Here is a 17,489-nt window from a genome sequence, read left to right on the forward strand (position 1 = left end):
CCTCTTGCTGTCCATACCTTGCAGGTGGACCGGTCAGTAGCCGAAAGCCGTCGTTCGGCTCTTTCTTGAGCACGTTTCCCTGTCTTTCGCATAAACTCGCTGTCATGCCCGATGTTGCTTCTGTGTCGCACCTGCACGTCTTTGACCTGGTCTTGATCGTTATCTACCTGGCGGGGATTACTCTGTTCGGTCTGCGCTTCCGCGAAGGAAAAGGAAGCTCCTCGCGCACCCTTAAGAGCTACTTCCTGGCCGACCGAACCGTTCCCTGGTGGGCCATCGCCCTCTCGATCGTCTCGGCCGAGACCAGCACCCTCACCATCATCAGCATTCCCGGTGTGGCCTTTACCGGCGACTTCGGCTTCCTCCAGGTCGTCATCGGCTACATGATCGGCCGCGTCGTGGTCGCGATTCTGTTCCTTCCCCGCTACTTCCAGGGCGAGATGCTCACCGCCTACCAGCTGATCGATCAGCGCTTCGGAAGCAAGCTTCACAAGACCACCGCCGGGCTCTTTCTTCTTACGCGCGCAGCCGCAGAGGGCGTTCGCGTCTTCGCCGTCTCCATCGTCGTGGCCATTGCGATCGGGACCAACGATATCCTCTCCATCGCCATCATCTCCGCGCTTACCCTGCTCTACACCTTCGAGGGCGGAATGACGGCGGTTATCTGGACCGACGTCGTCCAGATGATCCTCTACATCGCAGGCACAGTCGTTGCCATCATCACCCTCGGTACGCACGTCCCCGGCGGATGGGCCCATATTCATCAGGCCGCCTCCGCAGCAGGCAAGTTCCACCTCTTCGACTTCGCCCTCAACCTCACCCAGACCTATACATTCTGGGCTGGCGTCATCGGAGGAGGCTTCCTGACCACCGCCTCGCACGGTACCGATCAGCTCATGGTGCAGCGTCTGCTCGCCGCTCGCAATCTCGGCGAGTCGCGCGTGGCCCTGCTCTCCTCAGGCGTCGTGATCTTCGTTCAGTTCACCCTGTTCCTTCTCATCGGCGCGGGGCTCTGGGTCTTCTATGGTGGATCGCCTGCCGCCAATCTCGCTCCCGATCGGCTCTTCCCCTCTTTCATCGTTCGCGAGATGCCCATCGGAGTCGCGGGGCTCCTCATTGCCGCCATCCTTGCCGCCGCAATGTCCAATCTCTCGGCTGCCCTCAACTCCCTCTCCTCCACCACGGTCGTGGACTTCTACATGCGCTGGAGACCCAATGCCGACGACCGGGAACGCATGATGATCTCGCGCTCCTCCACCGTCGTCTGGGCTCTCGTGCTCTTTGCCATCGCTGTCTATAGCGTCCACGCCGGCGGAAAAGGTCATGTGGTCGAGGTCGGCCTCTCGATCGCCTCGGTCGCCTACGGTGCCCTCCTCGGAGTCTTCCTCCTGGGAACCCTGACCCGCAGAGCCACCGAGGCAGGTGCCATCGTCGGATTGATCGTAGGCTTCGCCGTCAATCTCGCCCTCTGGCTGCAACCCGCCCCCATCCACTTCTCCAGTCTTCCTCTCTTCGGAGAGACGACGCTGCCTCGCGTCGCCTGGACCTGGTACGTCTTCATCGGTGCCCTCATTACCTTCTTCGTCGGATACATCGCCAGCAAGCTCATGCCCAAGCCAAACAACGCTCCTAGAAGCGTCGCCACTACCGTCATCGCATTGGTCGCTCTCTCCTCCCTCGCGCTCTCCAGTCATGCGCAGGGAATCGCACCTCTGCCGCATCTTCACCAGAGCCTCATCGCGGCTCGCACAGCTCGGCACCCCAAGCACGAGCCTTCGAAGGAATCCACAAAGCCATCCACTGCTCAGCCCTCCGAATTCGCCCCGATCTCCGTTCTCGTCAATAACGCCGTCGCTCAGCACAAGCTTCCTGGAGCCGTAGTGGTCGTCGGTCACGACGGCAGCATCGTCTTTCATCACGCATACGGCGACCGCAAGCTGGCCGGAGAACCCGATCTTGACGGCAAACCCTCCGCCGCCGAGCCGATGACCGAAGACACCATCTTCGACATGGCCTCGCTCACTAAGTGCCTCTCCACCGCGACCGCGATGATGGAGCTGTACGACCAGGGCAAGTTCCAGTTCGACGATCCGGTTGCCAAGTACCTGCCCGACTTCGCCGCGAACGGCAAAGAGAAGGTCACCATCCGCGAGCTGCTGACGCACTACTCCGGCCTGCCGCCCGATATCTCCGTCAAGGATGCCTGGGGCCTCGCCGCACCCGACAAGGCGGAAGCCGTTCGCCGCGTGATGGCGTCCTCGCTCGATAATCCTCCGGGAACAAAGTTCGTCTACTCCGACATCAACTTCATCACCCTCGGCCTGCTTGTCGAAAAGCTCTCCGGAGAACCGCTCGACGTCTTCGCGCAGCAGCACATCTTCGCTCCTCTGAAGATGACCGATACAGGCTACCGACCCTTCGACAAGACCTGCGGACCGGCCATCAAGACCGGAGCAGCCATCGAGCCCGGTCCCGCCTCGGCCTCACAGCCGGCCACTTGTGCACCCGGTACATGGAGCCCTGACCTCCTCGATCCCCGGACCGCTCCCACAACCCACGACGACGAAGGCAACGCCACCACCAATCCTCACTTCGACATGCTTACCCGCGGTACCGTGCACGACCCGACAACGCGCCGCATGGGCTCGGTCGCCGGCCACGCCGGAGTCTTCTCCACCGCGCATGACGTCTCCCTCTACGCTCAGGCGCTGCTCGACAAGCTCGTTCGCAACACCGGGCCATTTCCAGTCAGTCAGTCCACGCTCAAGCTGATGAGCACACCCCAGCAGCCTTCCACCGCGCAGGACGGAGCCACTGTCTTCACACCCGACGGCAAGGTCACCAAGGGCATCGCCACCCGAGGCTTCGGCTGGGACATCAACACCGCCTTCTCCCGTCCGCGCGGCTCAATCTTCCCCATCGGCTCCTTCGGACACACCGGCTTCACCGGAACCACCCTCTGGATGGATCCCGGCTCCGATACCTACGTCGTCCTGCTCGCCAACGCAGTGCACCCGCGCGGCAATGCTGCCATCTCCGTGCTGCGTGGCGAAGTCGCAACCGCCGCCGCAGAAGCCCTCCATCTCTACGGAAGCCAGCCCCCCACTCCCACGCTCACCGGCATCGACGTCCTCGAATCCACCCACTACGCCGCACTCGCCGAAGCCGCGCACCGCCACGGCAACCATCTTCGTCTTGGCATCCTCACCAACCAGACCGGTATCGACTCCCACGGCCACCGGACCGTCGACCTCCTCGCCACCGAAGCCGAAAAGGCCGTTCCCGGTCTTGAGCTGAAGGCGATCTTCTCGCCGGAACATGGCCTCTTCGGAACAAAGGACGAAGCCGGCATCAAGGGAGAGGTCGATCCCTCCACCCACATCGCCGTCACCTCGCTCTACGGCACAACGCCGCAGTCACGCCACCCGACGCACGATATGCTCAAGGATCTCGATGCCGTCATCGTCGACCTGCAGGATGCTGGAGTCCGGTTCTACACCTACGAAGCGCAGACCGGATACTTCATCGAAGCAGCCGCCGCCGAAAAACGGCTCGGCCATCAGCTCGAGATCATCGTCCTCGATCGCCCCAACATCATCGGCGGAGTTGCCGTCCAAGGCCCCGTCTCTGACGAAGGCAAGGAGGCCTATGTCAACTACATGCCTCTTCCCATCCGTCACGGCATGACCCTCGGCGAGCTCGCCCGCTACATCAACGGCGAACGCCGTCTTCCCTCCCCCACCTCGCCCAACGTTCGCGAACCCCTCGGCGCTGCCGTCTCCGTCGTCTCCATGCAGCACTGGGAGCGCAGCATGTACTACGACCAGACCGGCCTTCCCTGGATCACTCCCAGCCCCAACCTGCGATCCGTCAACGCCGCCATCCTCTATCCCGGCGTAGAGCTGCTTCAGTTCACCAACGTCTCCGTGGGCCGCGGAACCACTATCCCCTTTGAGAACATCGCCGCGCCCTTCTTCGACGCTCCGGCCCTTGCAGCCGCCCTCAACGATCGTCATATCCCAGGCATCACCTTCTCCGCCTCCACCGTGACCATCGCCGAAGACGCCAACCACTATCCCTACCATGGCCAGACCCTCCCGGCGGTTCATCTCACCCTCCACGATCCGGACCTGGTCGACTCCCCCGAGCTTGGCATCGAGATGATCTCCGCCATTCACCGCCTCTATCCCCAGCAGTTCAACATCTCCCGCATCGACGTTCTGCTCCGCAGCGTCAACACCGTTCTCTCCATCAAAAACAACGAAGATCCCCGCGCGATCGCGAAGTCTTGGGAGCACGATCTCGACGCCTTCCGGGAGCGACGCTCGCACTACCTTCTCTACTAACCTGCGGCCCGTATCGAGTTCGCTACATACGCCTGCACAAATTCACAACCCATGCATCATTTCTGCAGCACAATAGAATGATCTTCAATCGAGGAGGAAGGGGTTTTATGCCGCGCATTAACTTTCACCAGCAGCTTGCCGCTCTCAAAGACAAGCTACTCGCCATGGCGGCACTCTCCCAACAGGCGCTTTCGCTCGCGCTTGAATCCTACCTCACCAGCAATCTCAGTCTCTGCGACCACGTCAAGGAGATTGAAGAAGCCATCAACGCTGCCGAACGCGACGTCGATGAGATGGCCTACGACCTTCTCGCCAAAGAGCAGCCCATGGCCATCGATCTGCGCTTCATCCTCGCCGTCATCAAGATTAACGGCGATCTCGAGCGTATCGGAGACCAGGCCTCCAACATCGCCCAGCGCACCGAGACACTCTCCGGAGTTCCCCTCATCGAGCTTCCCATCGACATCCCTGACATGGGAGAAAAGGTCGGCGTGATGATCCGCACCGCCCTCCAGTCACTCCTCGAGGCTGACGCCCGCCTGGCCGAGACGGTCCTCGCCATGGACGACGAGATCGACGAGATGAACCGCCTTGTGCAGGCCGAGCTGGTCCTGCTGATGCAGCACCAGCCCGAGATCAGTGCCCAGGCCCTCAACGCCATCATCGTCTCCCGCAATCTCGAGCGCTCCGCAGACCACGCCACCAACATCGCCGAAGACGTCATCTTCTGGGTGCGAGGCTCCGATGTCCGCCACAAACATTCGCTCGCGGAAGCGGAGTGAGAGAAGAGCGTCAGAGGCTACTTGAGGACGCTGGATTCACAAACGCTTTGCGGATTTCAGGCGTAAGCTCTGGCCAAATAACTCCATAGGAGACTGCATGGCTTCAGTGACCGGATTTGGCGGTGCGTGAGTCCCGCACAATCAAAACAGCTATCCGAAAGACTGCGGTAATTCTGGCATTCATCGGACCAGCGATGGCTGGCTTCGTCCGGTCGCAGGATCACGCTTTGCTGCCGGACACCGCGAAATCCACGCCTCCCCCCATTAAGCTGCCCGCGCATTACAGGGACTGGAAGCTGATCTCCGTCGCGCATGAAGGCGGTAAGCTGAACGATCTGCGGGCGGTTTTGGGCAATGATCGGGCAATCGATGCGTTTCGCGGTGATCGCCTCCCGTTTCCGGATGGGACCATCATCGCTCGCCTCGCCTGGGCCTACACTCCGTCGGAGCAGAACAACCAGGCCTTCGGGCAGGAGCAGTCCTTCGTAGCTGGTGCGCCGACAAACGTTCAGCTCATGGTCAAGGACTCGAAACGGTACGCCTCTACGGGCGGGTGGCGCTTCGCTCAGTTCACCCACGGGAAGCCCGACGGTCCGGAGGCACTAAAAAGCTGCTACTCCTGCCATATCCCGGCGAAACAACGTGATTACGTCTTCACCCGTTACGCGCCTTAGAATCTTGCCGAATAACTTGTCCCCAGCCGCCAGAAATGGGCCGTTCCGCTTGACGGTCTGACCTATGGCGGTTAACCTTATAAGTATGGCTCTCGACCGCACCCAGCTCATCTCCTTCTGTCGCATGTGTTGTTGCGACCGGGTGCGCTGTCGCCTCTGTCCTGCTTCGTAGATCGTTCTCAGATCACGAATCTCCCAGGCAAGTCGCCAACGCCCACTCCGACCGAGTGGGATTTTTATTACCTACAAGATCTAAGCCTAAAGGATTCCATCATGTCCACAACTCCGGCTCCTGCCGCCGTAAAAGAGACCAAAGCCCAGAAATCTGAACGACTTAAGCTCGCCAAGAATCCATGGGAAGCGTGGGATGAGGTGCGCGAGTTCTCCAGCAAGGGCCGCGACTCCGTCCTGCCCGAGTGGACCGGTCTCTACTTCAAGTGGTGGGGCGTCTATACCCAGGGCGACGGCAAGGGCGTCACCGGGGGTGCCAACGGCGAGGGCAAGGCGACCGAGTACTTCATGATGCGTATCGGCCTGCCCAATGGCCTTCTCACCAGCCACCAGACCCGCGTCATCGGCCAGCTCGCCGTCAAATACGCCAACAATCTGGCCGATATCACCACGCGCCAGAACATCCAGTTTCATTGGCTCACCCTCGGTGGGCTCGTCGATGTCGTCGACTCTCTGACAGCAATTGGACTCTCCCCCAAGGGCGCCTGCGGCGACGTGGTCCGTAACGTTACCGGTTGCCCGCTCGCCGGAATCGACTCCCACGAGATCCTCGATTCCTCGCCTCTCGCCGTAGAGATCGCCCATCATCTGACCGCAAATCCTGAGTTCTACAATCTTCCCCGCAAGTTCAAGATCACCGTCAGCGGATGCCCCGTCTGGTGCACCTTCCCGGAGATCAATGACGTGGCCCTCACCGCTATCAAGCGGACTGTCGAAGGCAAGGAAGAGATCGGCTACACCCTGCGCGTCGGCGGCGGCCTCTCCACCGAGCCCCACATCGCCACCCGCATTCCGGCATTCATCCCGGAGGACAAGGCTCTGGATGTCGTCACCGCCGTCGTTCGCATCTTCAAGGAGCAGACTGAACTCCGCGAGAACCGCACCCGTGCCCGCATCAAGTACCTCTTCATGCGCCACGGCTGGACTGCGGAATCCATGCTCGCAGCCATCGAAGAGAAGCTCGGCTACAAGCTGGACCCCAGCCCCGTCTCCATGGAAGACCTCCCCGCCGACATCTACCGCGATCACATCGGCATCACGCCTCAGCGTCAGGCCGGTCTCTCCTCCGTGGGAGCCTCGGTTCTGAACGGCCGCCTCTCCGGCGAACAGCTCATCAAGCTCGCCGATCTCGCTGAGAAGTACGGCGACGGTCAGCTTCGCGCCACCATCGGCCAGAACATCCTCATCGTCAATGTTCCCAACCGTGAGACCTCTGCTCTCGTCGTCGAGCTCAACACCCTCGGGCTCAACGTAGACGTATCGCCCTTCTGGCGCGGAGCCATCGCCTGCACCGGAACCGAGTTCTGCAAACTGGCCATCGCGGAGACCAAGGGCTTCAACAAGTGGGTCGTCGCCGAGCTCGAGGAGCGCCTCCCCGGCTTCGATCAGCAGATCCGTCTCCACGTCACCGGATGCACCAACTCCTGCGGCCAGCACTGGATCGCCGACATCGGCCTCGAGGGCAAGAAGATCAAGAAAGACGGCCAGCTGGTCGACGCCTTCTTCTTCTGCGTCGGGGGTTCCGTAGGCAAGTACGCCCGGCCTGCCCGTCCGCTGGGTTATCGCGCTGCGGCGGTTGACGTGCCTGAGGCGATCGAGCGTCTGTTGAACGCCTATCTCGAAGCCCGCACTCCAGGGGAAGACCTGCGTTCTTACTTCGACCGCACGGACGATGCTGCCCTGCGGGCCCAGCTTGCTGGCGAAGTCCTCGAACCCGTAGAACGGGATGCACCCCCCGTCGGCGCTGGACGGCTGGCGCCTGGCGAATAGCCCGCAGCAGTAGCCACAAAGCCAAAGAGCCGGTCGAACGCCCAGACGTTCACCGGCTCTTGTTATCTCAGCTGCGGAGATACTCCGTGACACGACGGATCAGATCGCGGGGGTGGACCGGTTTACTCAGGATCGTGAAATCGTGTCCCAGAGCTCTCGCCTTCTCGAGCAGGTCTGCCGTAGCGGCCTGTCCCGAAAACAGGAGTATTCGGCATTCGGGATTCGAATGTCTTAGAGATAGGGCGAGCTCGACCCCGGTCATCCCAGGCATCACGACATCGCTGATCAACAGGGCTGGAGGGTTTTCGCTGGCAATCTTAAGGGCAGTTTTTCCGTCGTAAGCCGAGAGAACCGAATATCCGGAGCGGGAAAGAATCACTGTCAGGGTATCGGCGATCACCTGCTCGTCATCCACGACAAGTACATCGATCCCCGGCAACCTCTTATCTTCCAGAGGCACTTCTTCAACCGGAACAATCTCTGTGTGCAAACCCCTTGTCATCGAACACTCCTGATGGCAACATACCATTTAAGCCCGGTAAGGAGTTATCTCTTTTAAATCAACGACTTATACATCAATTTAGCATTTGCTGCCTGAGGTGCCGTTTTTGCATCTTAATAAGAGCACGATTATGGCATGTTACGACAACATTAAGTTAGCGTCAGATTTACGCTACGCATTCAGGAGGTAGAAGAACGGTTCCGCAGGACGGAGACACTATGGGAGACCAAGAAGAACACATCCAAGGCAAAAACAGACCCGTGCGGTTCGAATCTATTCTGCAGGATGAAGTACCCAAAGGACGCGAGGGCAAACATAGCAAAATCATTCAGCAGCTGCTGAGCGATATTGAGCAGCTGTCTGCAGGTTCAGCCCTCAAGATTCCCCTCTCGGAGCTCCCCGATTCCAAGGAGAACATCCGCTCGGCACTCAGTCGGGCAGGAAGGCAGCGTAAATTGAAACTTGCCACTTCGAGCAATAAGGATTACCTGTTTGTCTGGCAGAATCAGCCGCGTGATGCAAACGATGGTGGTTGATCTGTCAAGCCAACTCTGAGGCAACAAGCCTATAATCAACCGTTTACAGATGCCGATCCTCCTCTGCGGGACGGCTATAATAATTACGAGGCTCCGGGGACTCCGGAGCCTCAGTCGCAAAGTGCGACAGTTACAGCATTTCTGTTCGCGTTGAACCCTGGTTCTGACTGGAAGTCCTAAGCTAAGTTCAATTCTTGCAAGACTTTGCACAAAATCGACAGAGGGGACCCATCTGCGGACCGTAGACCTTATCATTAAGAGGGAGCGTTGAAATGTCCCTCTTCCCTCTCTTCCTCAAGCTCACCGGCCGGTCCTGCGTAGTCATCGGCGCCGGTCAGCTGGCTGAGTCCAAGATCGAATCCCTTCGAGCGGCGGACGCCTCCGTCACCGTGATCGCTCCCCGCGTAAACGAGCGAATCTCCGGAATGGCCGAAGCTGGCGAGATCTCGCTCCAGCGCCGGCCCTACCAAACCGGCGATCTGGACGGTGCCTTCCTCGTGGTCGCCGCGACCGACGATCCCGCCGTCAACCGCGCCGTCTTCGCCGAGGCGACCGCTGGCGGGGTGCTTTGCAACGCTGTCGATGACCCTCCGTTCTGCGATTTCTACTTCCCGTCCGTCGTCCGGCGTGGAGACCTCCAGATCGCGATCTCGACCGCAGGAAACTCTCCGGCCCTCGCCCAGCAGCTTCGGAAGGAATTGAACGCACAGCTTCCCCTGGATTTGGGCGAGTGGCTCGCAAATCTCGGAAATCTGCGCCGCGAGGTCGTCGCCGCCGAACCGCTCAACCAATCGCGGCGGCTCATCCTTCACGAACTCGCGCAGCGCCAGGTCTGCGCCTACGATCAGTGCCCTTCCCGCCTGCTTGCGCGGGAGCATGCGCGCACCAATCCTCTTCCTGCGGAGAAAGTGTGATCTCGATTCCCGACGCCGAATCCGGCCACGTCTATCTCACCGGCGCCGGTCCCGGCGATCCAGCCCTGCTCACCCTGCGCGCTGCCCATCTCTTGAAGACGGCGGATGTCATTCTGCCCGACGATCTGGTGAGCGATGAGATTCTCAACCTCGCGAGCCCAACCGCGCTGATCGTTCCAGTCGGAAAGCGTTGCGGCCAGCCACGGATTACCCAGGCCGGAATTCACGCTCTGATGCTCGAGCACGCGAGCGAAGATCGTTCGGTGATTCGCCTGAAATCAGGCGATCCTCTCATCTTCGGCCGAGCCGCTGAAGAGATATCTTTCCTCCGCGAACATTCCATCCCCTTCGAGATCGTCCCCGGCATCACAGCCGCCTTCGCCGTGGCAGCCAGTCTCGAGACCCCGTTGACGGACCGCAGCCGGGCCTCGAAGCTGGTCCTTGCGACCGCACATCATGCCGCCGGAAAGCTCTCGCTGACCCCGAGCTGGTCGGGAGCCTTTCCTGACCAGGCGACACTGGTCCTCTACATGCCCGGGCGCGACTTCGAAACTCTCGCTCAGGACCTGATGGCCTCAGGGATCGCTCCGGAGACGCCCTGCACCGCAGTCTCGCGAGCATCTACGCCGGAGGAGCACATCCACATCACGACTCTCGCTCAGCTATCGAGCAGCGATGTGGGCCCGGCTCCTGTTCTCCTACTTATCGGCCCCCCGGTGTCGAAGCCGGTTCGCTGAGAAAGCGTCGCACCCGTTCGCTCACCGCCGCCGCGTCGCAGCTCATGATCAGGTGCGCGCACTCCCCGTGTGAGATGTAGGTTTCGGCTCCGATGGCCTTGGCCCACGCAAGCGCGGGCGCGGGCGTGACCATTCGATCCTCGGCTCCAACGATAATCAGAAACTTGGCGGGCAAACTCCGGGCGACCTCTGCGATGGACCTGCCATGAAGAACGTCGTGCGACAGAATCGCTCGGGCCTGCCACACGCGATCATTCGCGTCCTGCCGTTGCGGAGCCTCTATCCTGGCGAGCCACTCATCATAGTGCTCGCGCGTCGCCTCCGCGTTTCGAAACGCAGGCGTCGTCAGCATCTGAACGCCGATCTCGTTCGCCAACGTGAGCGCTGGCTCCTTCGTGTAATGACCGTGCTTGTAGTCAGGATCGGCTTCGATCGCATCCACCACAATCTGCTTCGACAGTCGATCGAAGTTCGTTGCCTGGGGTGAACCCACGATTGGAACAGCGCGGTCCAGAAATGTCGGATACAGAGTTGACCAGGCAAAGACCTGATGCCCTCCAAGCGAGAGCCCAACCGCGGCATGCACATGACGAACCTTGAGGACCTCCGTCAGAACGCGATACTGTGCCCTCACCATATCTTCCGTGGTGAACTGCGGAAACTCCGGTCCCGGCTGTCGCTTACTGTTCGAGGGCGAAGAAGAGACACCGTCTCCGAATGCATCCAACGCCACTCCAAAGAAACGTGAGGTATCAACGAGATGTTGCGGAGCGGGAGACGTGCCGAAGAGAGACACGAGATCTTTGCTGCGGCCATTCAGCCATGTTGGCACGATAACGACGTTATCGCGATGCTGGTTCAGGATTCCGAAGGTTCTGTAACCTACACGGCAGTCGAGAATGACTTTGCCGCTGGAGAGCTTGCATGCCCCCAGGTCTGCAATCTGCTGAGTTCCCTCCTGCCGTGCAGATTGAGCCGATGCCAAACCACTGAGGCAGGCTGCAAGCGCAACAAAGACGCATCGAGTCAGCATGTTTCCCATTTTTCGAGCATACACGTTCGATCTTGGCTGCCAGTCAGCGGCGGCGAAGAGCTTCCAGTTCATCGAGCGTGCGAGGCCAGTCTTCTCCGAGCAGACGCGACAGACTTCGATCCGCAAGAAGCTTGCCGCCCGTCTGGCACTTCGGGCAGTAGTCTGTTTCGTTATCCGCATAACGTATCCGCTGAATCGAACTGCCGCACCTCGGGCACGGTTGACCATATCGTCCGTGCACTGCCATATCCTTTCGGAAGGCGGTCACCTTCTCCGGGAATGCGTCCCGGGCTTCGTTTTTCAGGCGATCGATCCAGAGTTGCAGCGTCTCGCGGGTAGCCTTAAACAATCTCGCCCAGTCGTCCTCAGACAACTTCTGCGTACGCTGTATCGGAGACAGCTGCGCAGCGTGAAGGATCTCATCGGAGTATGCATTCCCAATCCCGCTTAAAATCCGGGGATCCGTCAATGCCCGTTTGAGCGTTCGATTTTCGGCAGTCAAGGCTGTACGAAATCCATCCAGATCGAGCTCGAAGACATCGAGACCACCCGGATCGATTGCAGCGAGCTCTTCCCTGTTGCTGAAGAGATGAAGCGATGCTCGCCGCTTCGACCCGGCCTCGGTGAGAACAAGCGAACCGTTTGGGAAATCGAATGCTGCAAGATTGTTCCGCCCCGACAATCTGGCTCCTGCCGGTCTCCAGTGCAGGCGCCCGGCAATCATGAGGTGCAACACAAGCCAGAGATTGCTATCGAATTCGATGACGATTCGCTTCCCTATGCTTTGGAGCGAAACGACTGTGCGGCCCTCTGCTGCCTGAATAGGTGGCTTAGCTGTGCGCAGCAGAAATGGACTCGCTATCCGAACAGACTGAAGAGGCTGGCCGACGATACGCGGCTCCAGTGCGGCGAGGTAAGCGGCTATGTCCGGAAGCTCCGGCATACGCTTCAGAGTAAGAGTGTTGCAGGTCGTATTCAAGAGGTTTTCGGCGTTCGCCAACACAATGCTGCGAACGCCGAAGACCCAACCTGCGCACTACCCCTGCGATTCGCTTCGTCTCGTTTCCAGGGACGGCTCAACAGGAGGATGCTCGTTAGAAGTTGAGCCTCGCCGCCACCTGGATACTCCTTGGATCTCCGACCGCGGTTGCTGTTCCGAAAGAGGCGCTGGGTTTAGACGGAAAACTGCCTGTACCCCAGGTGCCGTTCGGAATCATGTCGTTGCGGTGGTTGAGTGCATTGAACGCCTCAACAAATCCCTGCAGCTGAAGCCGCTCCGTGAGGGCGAAACTTCGGCTCAAGCGTGTGTTCAGGCTGAAGAAGTCAAAGCCTGTGCCTGCATTCCGCCCTATGACAGCGCCCGCAAGACCTTCGGTACATGGGTTCGTTCCTGCAAGACTGTACCCAGCGGTGCAAGGCCGCTGCGTCGTCTGTTGTTTCGTCTGTCCTCCCGTCGTGATGTTGAAAGGCAGCCTGGAGTAGTACTGCAGGATGCCACCCAGCTGCCAGCCATGTACGAGATGTTGGGCGACGGTGTGTGCCTGCGAACGTGGCGAGTAAATTGTGGCATCAAAAACCAGGCGGTGACGTTGATCGTCATCGGAGCGGCTACGATCAACACTCAGGTCGAAGTTATTGATAGGCGAGCTGAAGAAGAACTCGCCCACATTGTTGATAGCCTTGGACCATGTATATGAGATTCTCGCCGATCCCCACGACACCGGATGCTGCAACAGCGAAACCGAGAGGCCGTCGTAGTAGGAATCGAAGAGTGAGTCGTAAGGCTTGATATTCCCTCGAGTAGCATCAGGTCGCGTTCCATCCAGATTGATATTCCGGTTTACGGAAGATAAGAGATGGAGCCCTCGAATGTGCTGATATGTCACTCCAAGGGTCGTGTTCTCCAATATCTGCTGCTCTATGCCTACACTCGCCTGTTCGGAATAAGCGTTCTGGATATTGCGATTCATGAGAGCGTAGCTGATCTTCGATCCCGTGTTTGGCTGGCTGGAAACGGCAGGAAAGACAGGCGAACCGACATCTCCGGGAACATAGGTGTACTGCAGCAGTCGTCCCTGCTGCGGATCAGTCGTGTTCCCTGCAGATAACAGCGCGTTAGCCAAGGCCCTGAGTGGTACCCGATCGTAGAAGAGGCCGAAGCTGCCACGCACAACGGTGTGCTTATTCGCGAAGGGCGACCAGGCGATTCCTATGCGGGGAGAGACATTGTTCACATCCGTGTTGATCGTCTTCAGAAACTGAAGATCGTACCGTACTCCCAGGTTGAGCGTTACAGAGGAGGCCAGCTTCCACTCGTCCTGAGCATAGAGTCCAACATTCGGATTGTTCTGCTGGATGAAGGGTATCCCGAAGTTTTGAGAGAACGAAGCATATCCCGTTCCGCTCGAAAGAAAGGCTGAAAGCGAGGGGAAGGTGTACGATCCAGCACTTGCCATGGGGAATGTGATCTTGTCGTCGTTGAAAAGGAAATCGATCCCGGTCTTGATCGTATGCGCACCTCGCTGCATGACAAGATTGTCGACCGCCTCGTAAAGATAGTTCAGTCGTGCCGTCGGTGAAGAAGAGAAGCGCCCGAAGTTTGCGACGCCGCTGATTATGACCGCGGGACTATCGTCGGTGTTCGGCGGAGCCTTCAGATCGTCAAATGTGAACTGACCCCGAGTCTCGTTGAAGGTTCGCGGTGACAGCGTGGCTACGTTGCTGACCGCTATCGTATGGTTGGTGTCGCGAACAGCGGTTCCATAGCTGACGTCCGCGAGCCCCCCGGCTCCACGTGCGTTGACGCTTCCGAGTCGATAGTAGCTGTAGCGTGCATTCAACTGGTCCGAGTCGCTGAAACGATGATCTCCGCGCACGAAAGCCGTGTCTGTATGCACCGTGGTTGGGAACAGCGTCGTCGCACCTGTGCCGACGGACAGACGTGGACCCTGGAAACCGATCTCGTTGAGATGGTCATTGATGAGAGAGGCCTGTGTGGGATTGATGGTAATGACACCATTTGTATTGAGCCGTCTGCCTTCATAGTTACCGAAGAGAAATGTCTTGTCTCGACGAACAGGGCCGGAGAGGCTTGCTCCGTACTGCGCTTGTGTAAGAGGCAGCTTGTTCTGCGAGAGGGCATTCTCAGCATTCAGGCGCTGGTTCCGCAGGAAACCATAAAGCGTTCCGTGGAGATTGTTCGTGCCGCTGCGCGTAACGATGTTGAAGTATCCGCCGAGTGCCCGGCCGAACTCAGCCTGACCTCCAGAGGTCACAACTTGAAACTCTCGAACGACGTCCATGCTGTACGAGTTCCCTGCCAGCCCGGCAGCATCATCGTTGGCAGAGAGCCCGTCGACGACGAAGCTGTTCGAGAAATTTCGCTGGCTGTTGACTGAATACCCCTGGCCGACAACGGGAGACGTCTCAGCAAAGGTCTGCGTGCTTCCTGTATTGGTTGGGCTTACACCTGGCGTCAGCAGTGCAAGATCGAGAAAGTTCCTTCCGTTATAAGGCAGGTCATTTACCTCTCCCTGGAGGACAGTCTCTGAGATCTGACTGCGATTCTCCTCAAGAACAGGCGTCTTGCCGGTCACGTTCACCGAACTGGCTGTTGAACCGACGCTGACCTGCAAGGTTAGGTCGAACGCCGCGCCAACCGTAAGGCGAACCTGCCGCTCCGTCTTCGCGAAGCCAGTCGGCTGTGTAGAGAACGAGTACGAACCCACCGGAAGAAAGGGTATTCTGAAGCGCCCCTGACTATCTGTCGTTACGGTGTAGGTTTGATTTGTTGCGAGTGCCAGAGCGTTGACTAGAGCTCTGGGAACAACGGCTCCGCTGGAATCTACAACTCGACCCGTCACTGAAGCAGTGGTAAGGCTCTCCTGCGTATAACCAAGGGGTGTGACGGCGAAACTAAGTGCTACGACGATCTTAAAAATATGCTTCATAATGTCTCCAGCGCTCAGGCAGCAATCGGTGTGCTGCGATCCAAAGATCATGTCTCAGGTGGGTGGCTGGAAGTGCGCGGTGGCCCTCGCTTGTAGTTTGCCGTGCATTGGGAACGGGAGGGATTGCTGCGACCCGCTGACATCTGTATCCGTCCGGCAGCCCAACGAAGAAACGATCTCTCGCCAGGGCCATGCCACAGAGGGTGACTAGCGGCCTGCTGTGTGATGACCGCGCTGTAGGGACACTTGGCCGAAAATTGAGTGAGACGGGTTGATGAGGTTGAGCCTGAGGATTCCTGCGCACCCTCTGTCACACGCATGAGGCATCGGTGTTCTCCGTGCCTTCTGCAGCATGCGGGCAGCGATGAGTTGTCATCAAGGGGAGATGCGAGCACCAGCCCAACGAGAGGCAAAAGAAGAGTGACGAGCGCCAGAACGGCACTTGTTCGCCAGACTGCTTGTCCTCTCTTCTTCATGACCGAATCCTGGATATCCGCGAGTTGAACTCGACGCATGCTGGGTCGTCCCTACGAGACAGACCCTTCGGTCCTGCCCTGAAACCAGGTTCAGGATCAGCGATTATCGACGACCACCATGCCTGTTGAAACAGAAAGGGTGAGCCGAAGGCACCTGCACAGATGCTCTCGCATCCATGACGAGTGAAAGCTTGTTAAAGAGACGAAACTGGAGGTCCGCGTTTGTGGCGAGAGCGGTCTCTCGAGATACGCCACCTGGATTGAGTCTGCGCGATGACTGCCGGGTGGCTGACCAGCCCGGCGAAGATCATTCCGCGCACGGGCACAGCTCCCCAGTCCCGGCGGATGGAGACCGCTATATAAGGAAGAAAGGGGCAGCGATCAGTCTGTGGCCGAAATTGCGGAACGTTGCCGATAGACTGCAGCCCCATTGCAGGTCCGCCCATGCAATGATGCTTCCCACCGCGACGGCAACATGCAGGAAGACCTTCGTCACTGTTCCTTGTTGCAGCAAGGAGCGAAGATGCCAGCGGGAAGCTGAACAGCAGCAGCAACATGATGGCTATGGATCTTCGCAATGCTTTCATTGGAGCACCGCTCCCGTCCTGCTGGCAAATCGTTCTTATGCAGAGGCTATCTATTCTCAGCGCTAATTCGGTAGGATGCCGTATTTCTCTTTGAGGAATGCCTTCACTCTTTGCGGGAGATGTGGTGTGACCTCCTGCCAGGTAAAGAGTTTGAGGCGGCTGCGGAAACTGTAGCTGCGAACAGACTGCATCACCCTGAACCAGCTCTCCGTCAGATCGCCGCGGCGCTGGTCAGATAGCAGAGCGAAGGAGCCTCCAGTGTTATAGGCCGCGAGAATCCCGCGCACAAGTTGATACCCAAAGATAAGACCTTCCTCCGTCAGAAGCTCTGCTACGTCGAAGACCTCTTCGAAATCACGGTAGCGGGAGACGAGATGAGGCGCCGCCGGTCTGAAGCCGGACTCGGTCAGCTTCGCCTCCACAAGAAGCTCTCCAAGTTTCATGTCGATTTCAGTACGGTCGACCCCGCGCTTTTGGAGCGGTGCAAGGGGCTTGAACCCAAACTCCGGGACGAGGCCTGCTTCAATTCCAAGCAAAGAGCAGAGCCCGGCTCTTTGCAGCACTCTGCGATAACAGAAGATGTTCATCAGCAGAGCGTCTGAACTGGAGGCACAATCCAATTCGCGTCGTCCTACCCTGTCCCATCGGCGCGGAATCCACTGTGCCCCCGTGTAGCTCTTTTCCAGACGCCTCCGCCAGTCAGGCCTCGCGCAGATTGCCCGATAGGACGCATCCAGAAAGTTTCCGTGTGACCGGCCCTCTTCCCGATAGACAACGCAGGGAACCTCACCATAGCTCAGCTCATGCTGCAACCCGCTCGCTCGGCCGATATTCCGCGCGCTGAGCTCGCGACGAAGGCTGGATGCGGGGGTGCTCATCTTCTAAATCATAGGTGAAGATAAGGCGAAAGTCATCTGCCTACGTCAAGCCAAGGAACCGGTCCGAGTTAAA

The 17,489-nt window shown here is 58.9% G+C and carries 13 protein-coding genes; 7 read left to right on the forward strand and 6 right to left on the reverse strand.

Annotated features, from left to right (window positions below; translation table 11 throughout):
• Nucleotides 1–104 precede the first annotated feature (104 nt).
• From JAO29_RS07825 to cobG, 4 genes are all read left to right on the forward strand, one after another.
• Nucleotides 105–4,346, forward strand: a complete 4,242-nt coding sequence (locus JAO29_RS07825) for a sodium:solute symporter family transporter (RefSeq protein WP_334267644.1) — start codon at nt 105–107, stop codon at nt 4,344–4,346.
• A gap of 107 nt (nt 4,347–4,453) precedes the next feature.
• Nucleotides 4,454–5,128, forward strand: a complete 675-nt coding sequence (phoU, locus tag JAO29_RS07830) for a phosphate signaling complex protein PhoU (RefSeq protein ID WP_334267645.1) — start codon at nt 4,454–4,456, stop codon at nt 5,126–5,128.
• A 122-nt stretch (nt 5,129–5,250) separates the two neighbouring features.
• Nucleotides 5,251–5,802, forward strand: coding sequence for a cytochrome P460 family protein (locus tag JAO29_RS07835; RefSeq protein ID WP_334267646.1), 552 nt, complete (start codon nt 5,251–5,253; stop codon nt 5,800–5,802).
• Nucleotides 5,803–6,075: 273 nt separating this feature from the next.
• Nucleotides 6,076–7,803, forward strand: coding sequence for a precorrin-3B synthase (cobG, locus tag JAO29_RS07840; protein ID WP_334267647.1), 1,728 nt, complete (start codon nt 6,076–6,078; stop codon nt 7,801–7,803).
• Nucleotides 7,804–7,870: 67 nt separating this feature from the next.
• Here the strand turns inward: cobG and JAO29_RS07845 are convergent, their stop codons facing one another.
• A complete protein-coding gene (locus JAO29_RS07845) occupies nt 7,871–8,305 on the reverse strand; it encodes a response regulator (protein WP_334267648.1) in 435 nt (144 codons plus the stop codon).
• Between the two features lie 218 nt (nt 8,306–8,523).
• Here JAO29_RS07845 and JAO29_RS07850 point away from each other — a divergent pair, with 218 nt between their 5' ends.
• The 3 genes from JAO29_RS07850 to cobA all read left to right on the forward strand — a co-directional run bounded on the left by JAO29_RS07850 (nt 8,524) and on the right by cobA (nt 10,492).
• A complete protein-coding gene (locus JAO29_RS07850) occupies nt 8,524–8,841 on the forward strand; it encodes a hypothetical protein (RefSeq protein ID WP_334267649.1) in 318 nt (105 codons plus the stop codon).
• Between the two features lie 272 nt (nt 8,842–9,113).
• A complete protein-coding gene (locus tag JAO29_RS07855; RefSeq protein ID WP_334267650.1) occupies nt 9,114–9,755 on the forward strand; it encodes a precorrin-2 dehydrogenase/sirohydrochlorin ferrochelatase family protein in 642 nt (213 codons plus the stop codon).
• On the forward strand, nt 9,752–10,492 hold the full coding sequence (gene cobA / locus JAO29_RS07860) for a uroporphyrinogen-III C-methyltransferase (RefSeq protein WP_334267651.1): 741 nt from the start codon (nt 9,752–9,754) through the stop codon (nt 10,490–10,492). Before JAO29_RS07855 ends, cobA begins: the two co-directional genes overlap by 4 nt.
• On the opposite strand, the gene JAO29_RS07865 is transcribed toward cobA, so the two are convergent.
• From JAO29_RS07865 to JAO29_RS07885, 5 genes are all read right to left on the reverse strand, one after another.
• The gene (locus JAO29_RS07865) at nt 10,458–11,525 is read right to left on the reverse strand and encodes an alpha/beta fold hydrolase (protein WP_334267652.1); all 1,068 of its coding nucleotides are present in this window, start codon (nt 11,523–11,525) and stop codon (nt 10,458–10,460) included. The two genes, cobA and JAO29_RS07865, sit on opposite strands and share 35 nt — an antisense overlap.
• A gap of 43 nt (nt 11,526–11,568) precedes the next feature.
• Nucleotides 11,569–12,525 carry an Fpg/Nei family DNA glycosylase gene (locus JAO29_RS07870; protein ID WP_334267653.1) on the reverse strand — a complete coding sequence of 319 codons (957 nt, stop codon included), beginning with the start codon at nt 12,523–12,525 and terminating at the stop codon, nt 11,569–11,571.
• Between the two features lie 94 nt (nt 12,526–12,619).
• Complete coding sequence (locus tag JAO29_RS07875) at nt 12,620–15,475, reverse strand: TonB-dependent receptor (protein ID WP_334267654.1); 2,856 nt, start codon at nt 15,473–15,475, stop codon at nt 12,620–12,622.
• A 670-nt stretch (nt 15,476–16,145) separates the two neighbouring features.
• The gene (locus JAO29_RS07880; RefSeq protein ID WP_334267655.1) at nt 16,146–16,538 is read right to left on the reverse strand and encodes a hypothetical protein; all 393 of its coding nucleotides are present in this window, start codon (nt 16,536–16,538) and stop codon (nt 16,146–16,148) included.
• A gap of 62 nt (nt 16,539–16,600) precedes the next feature.
• Nucleotides 16,601–17,416, reverse strand: coding sequence for a PGN_0703 family putative restriction endonuclease (locus JAO29_RS07885; protein WP_334267656.1), 816 nt, complete (start codon nt 17,414–17,416; stop codon nt 16,601–16,603).
• Nucleotides 17,417–17,489 lie beyond the last annotated feature (73 nt).

The sequence above is a fragment of the Edaphobacter sp. HDX4 genome, assembly GCF_036877565.1.
Taxonomy (GTDB): Bacteria; Acidobacteriota; Terriglobia; order Terriglobales; family Acidobacteriaceae; genus Edaphobacter.

Coding starts and splice junctions, on each gene's coding strand:
- JAO29_RS07865 (WP_334267652.1), bottom strand. CDS start 11,525: ATGCTGACTCGATGCGTCTTTGTTGCGCTTGCAGCCTGCCTCAGTGGT.
- cobG (WP_334267647.1), top strand. CDS start 6,076: ATGTCCACAACTCCGGCTCCTGCCGCCGTAAAAGAGACCAAAGCCCAG.
- JAO29_RS07855 (WP_334267650.1), top strand. CDS start 9,114: ATGTCCCTCTTCCCTCTCTTCCTCAAGCTCACCGGCCGGTCCTGCGTA.
- JAO29_RS07880 (WP_334267655.1), bottom strand. CDS start 16,538: ATGAAAGCATTGCGAAGATCCATAGCCATCATGTTGCTGCTGCTGTTC.
- phoU (WP_334267645.1), top strand. CDS start 4,454: ATGCCGCGCATTAACTTTCACCAGCAGCTTGCCGCTCTCAAAGACAAG.
- JAO29_RS07825 (WP_334267644.1), top strand. CDS start 105: ATGCCCGATGTTGCTTCTGTGTCGCACCTGCACGTCTTTGACCTGGTC.
- JAO29_RS07885 (WP_334267656.1), bottom strand. CDS start 17,416: ATGAGCACCCCCGCATCCAGCCTTCGTCGCGAGCTCAGCGCGCGGAAT.
- JAO29_RS07875 (WP_334267654.1), bottom strand. CDS start 15,475: ATGAAGCATATTTTTAAGATCGTCGTAGCACTTAGTTTCGCCGTCACA.
- JAO29_RS07850 (WP_334267649.1), top strand. CDS start 8,524: ATGGGAGACCAAGAAGAACACATCCAAGGCAAAAACAGACCCGTGCGG.
- JAO29_RS07845 (WP_334267648.1), bottom strand. CDS start 8,305: ATGACAAGGGGTTTGCACACAGAGATTGTTCCGGTTGAAGAAGTGCCT.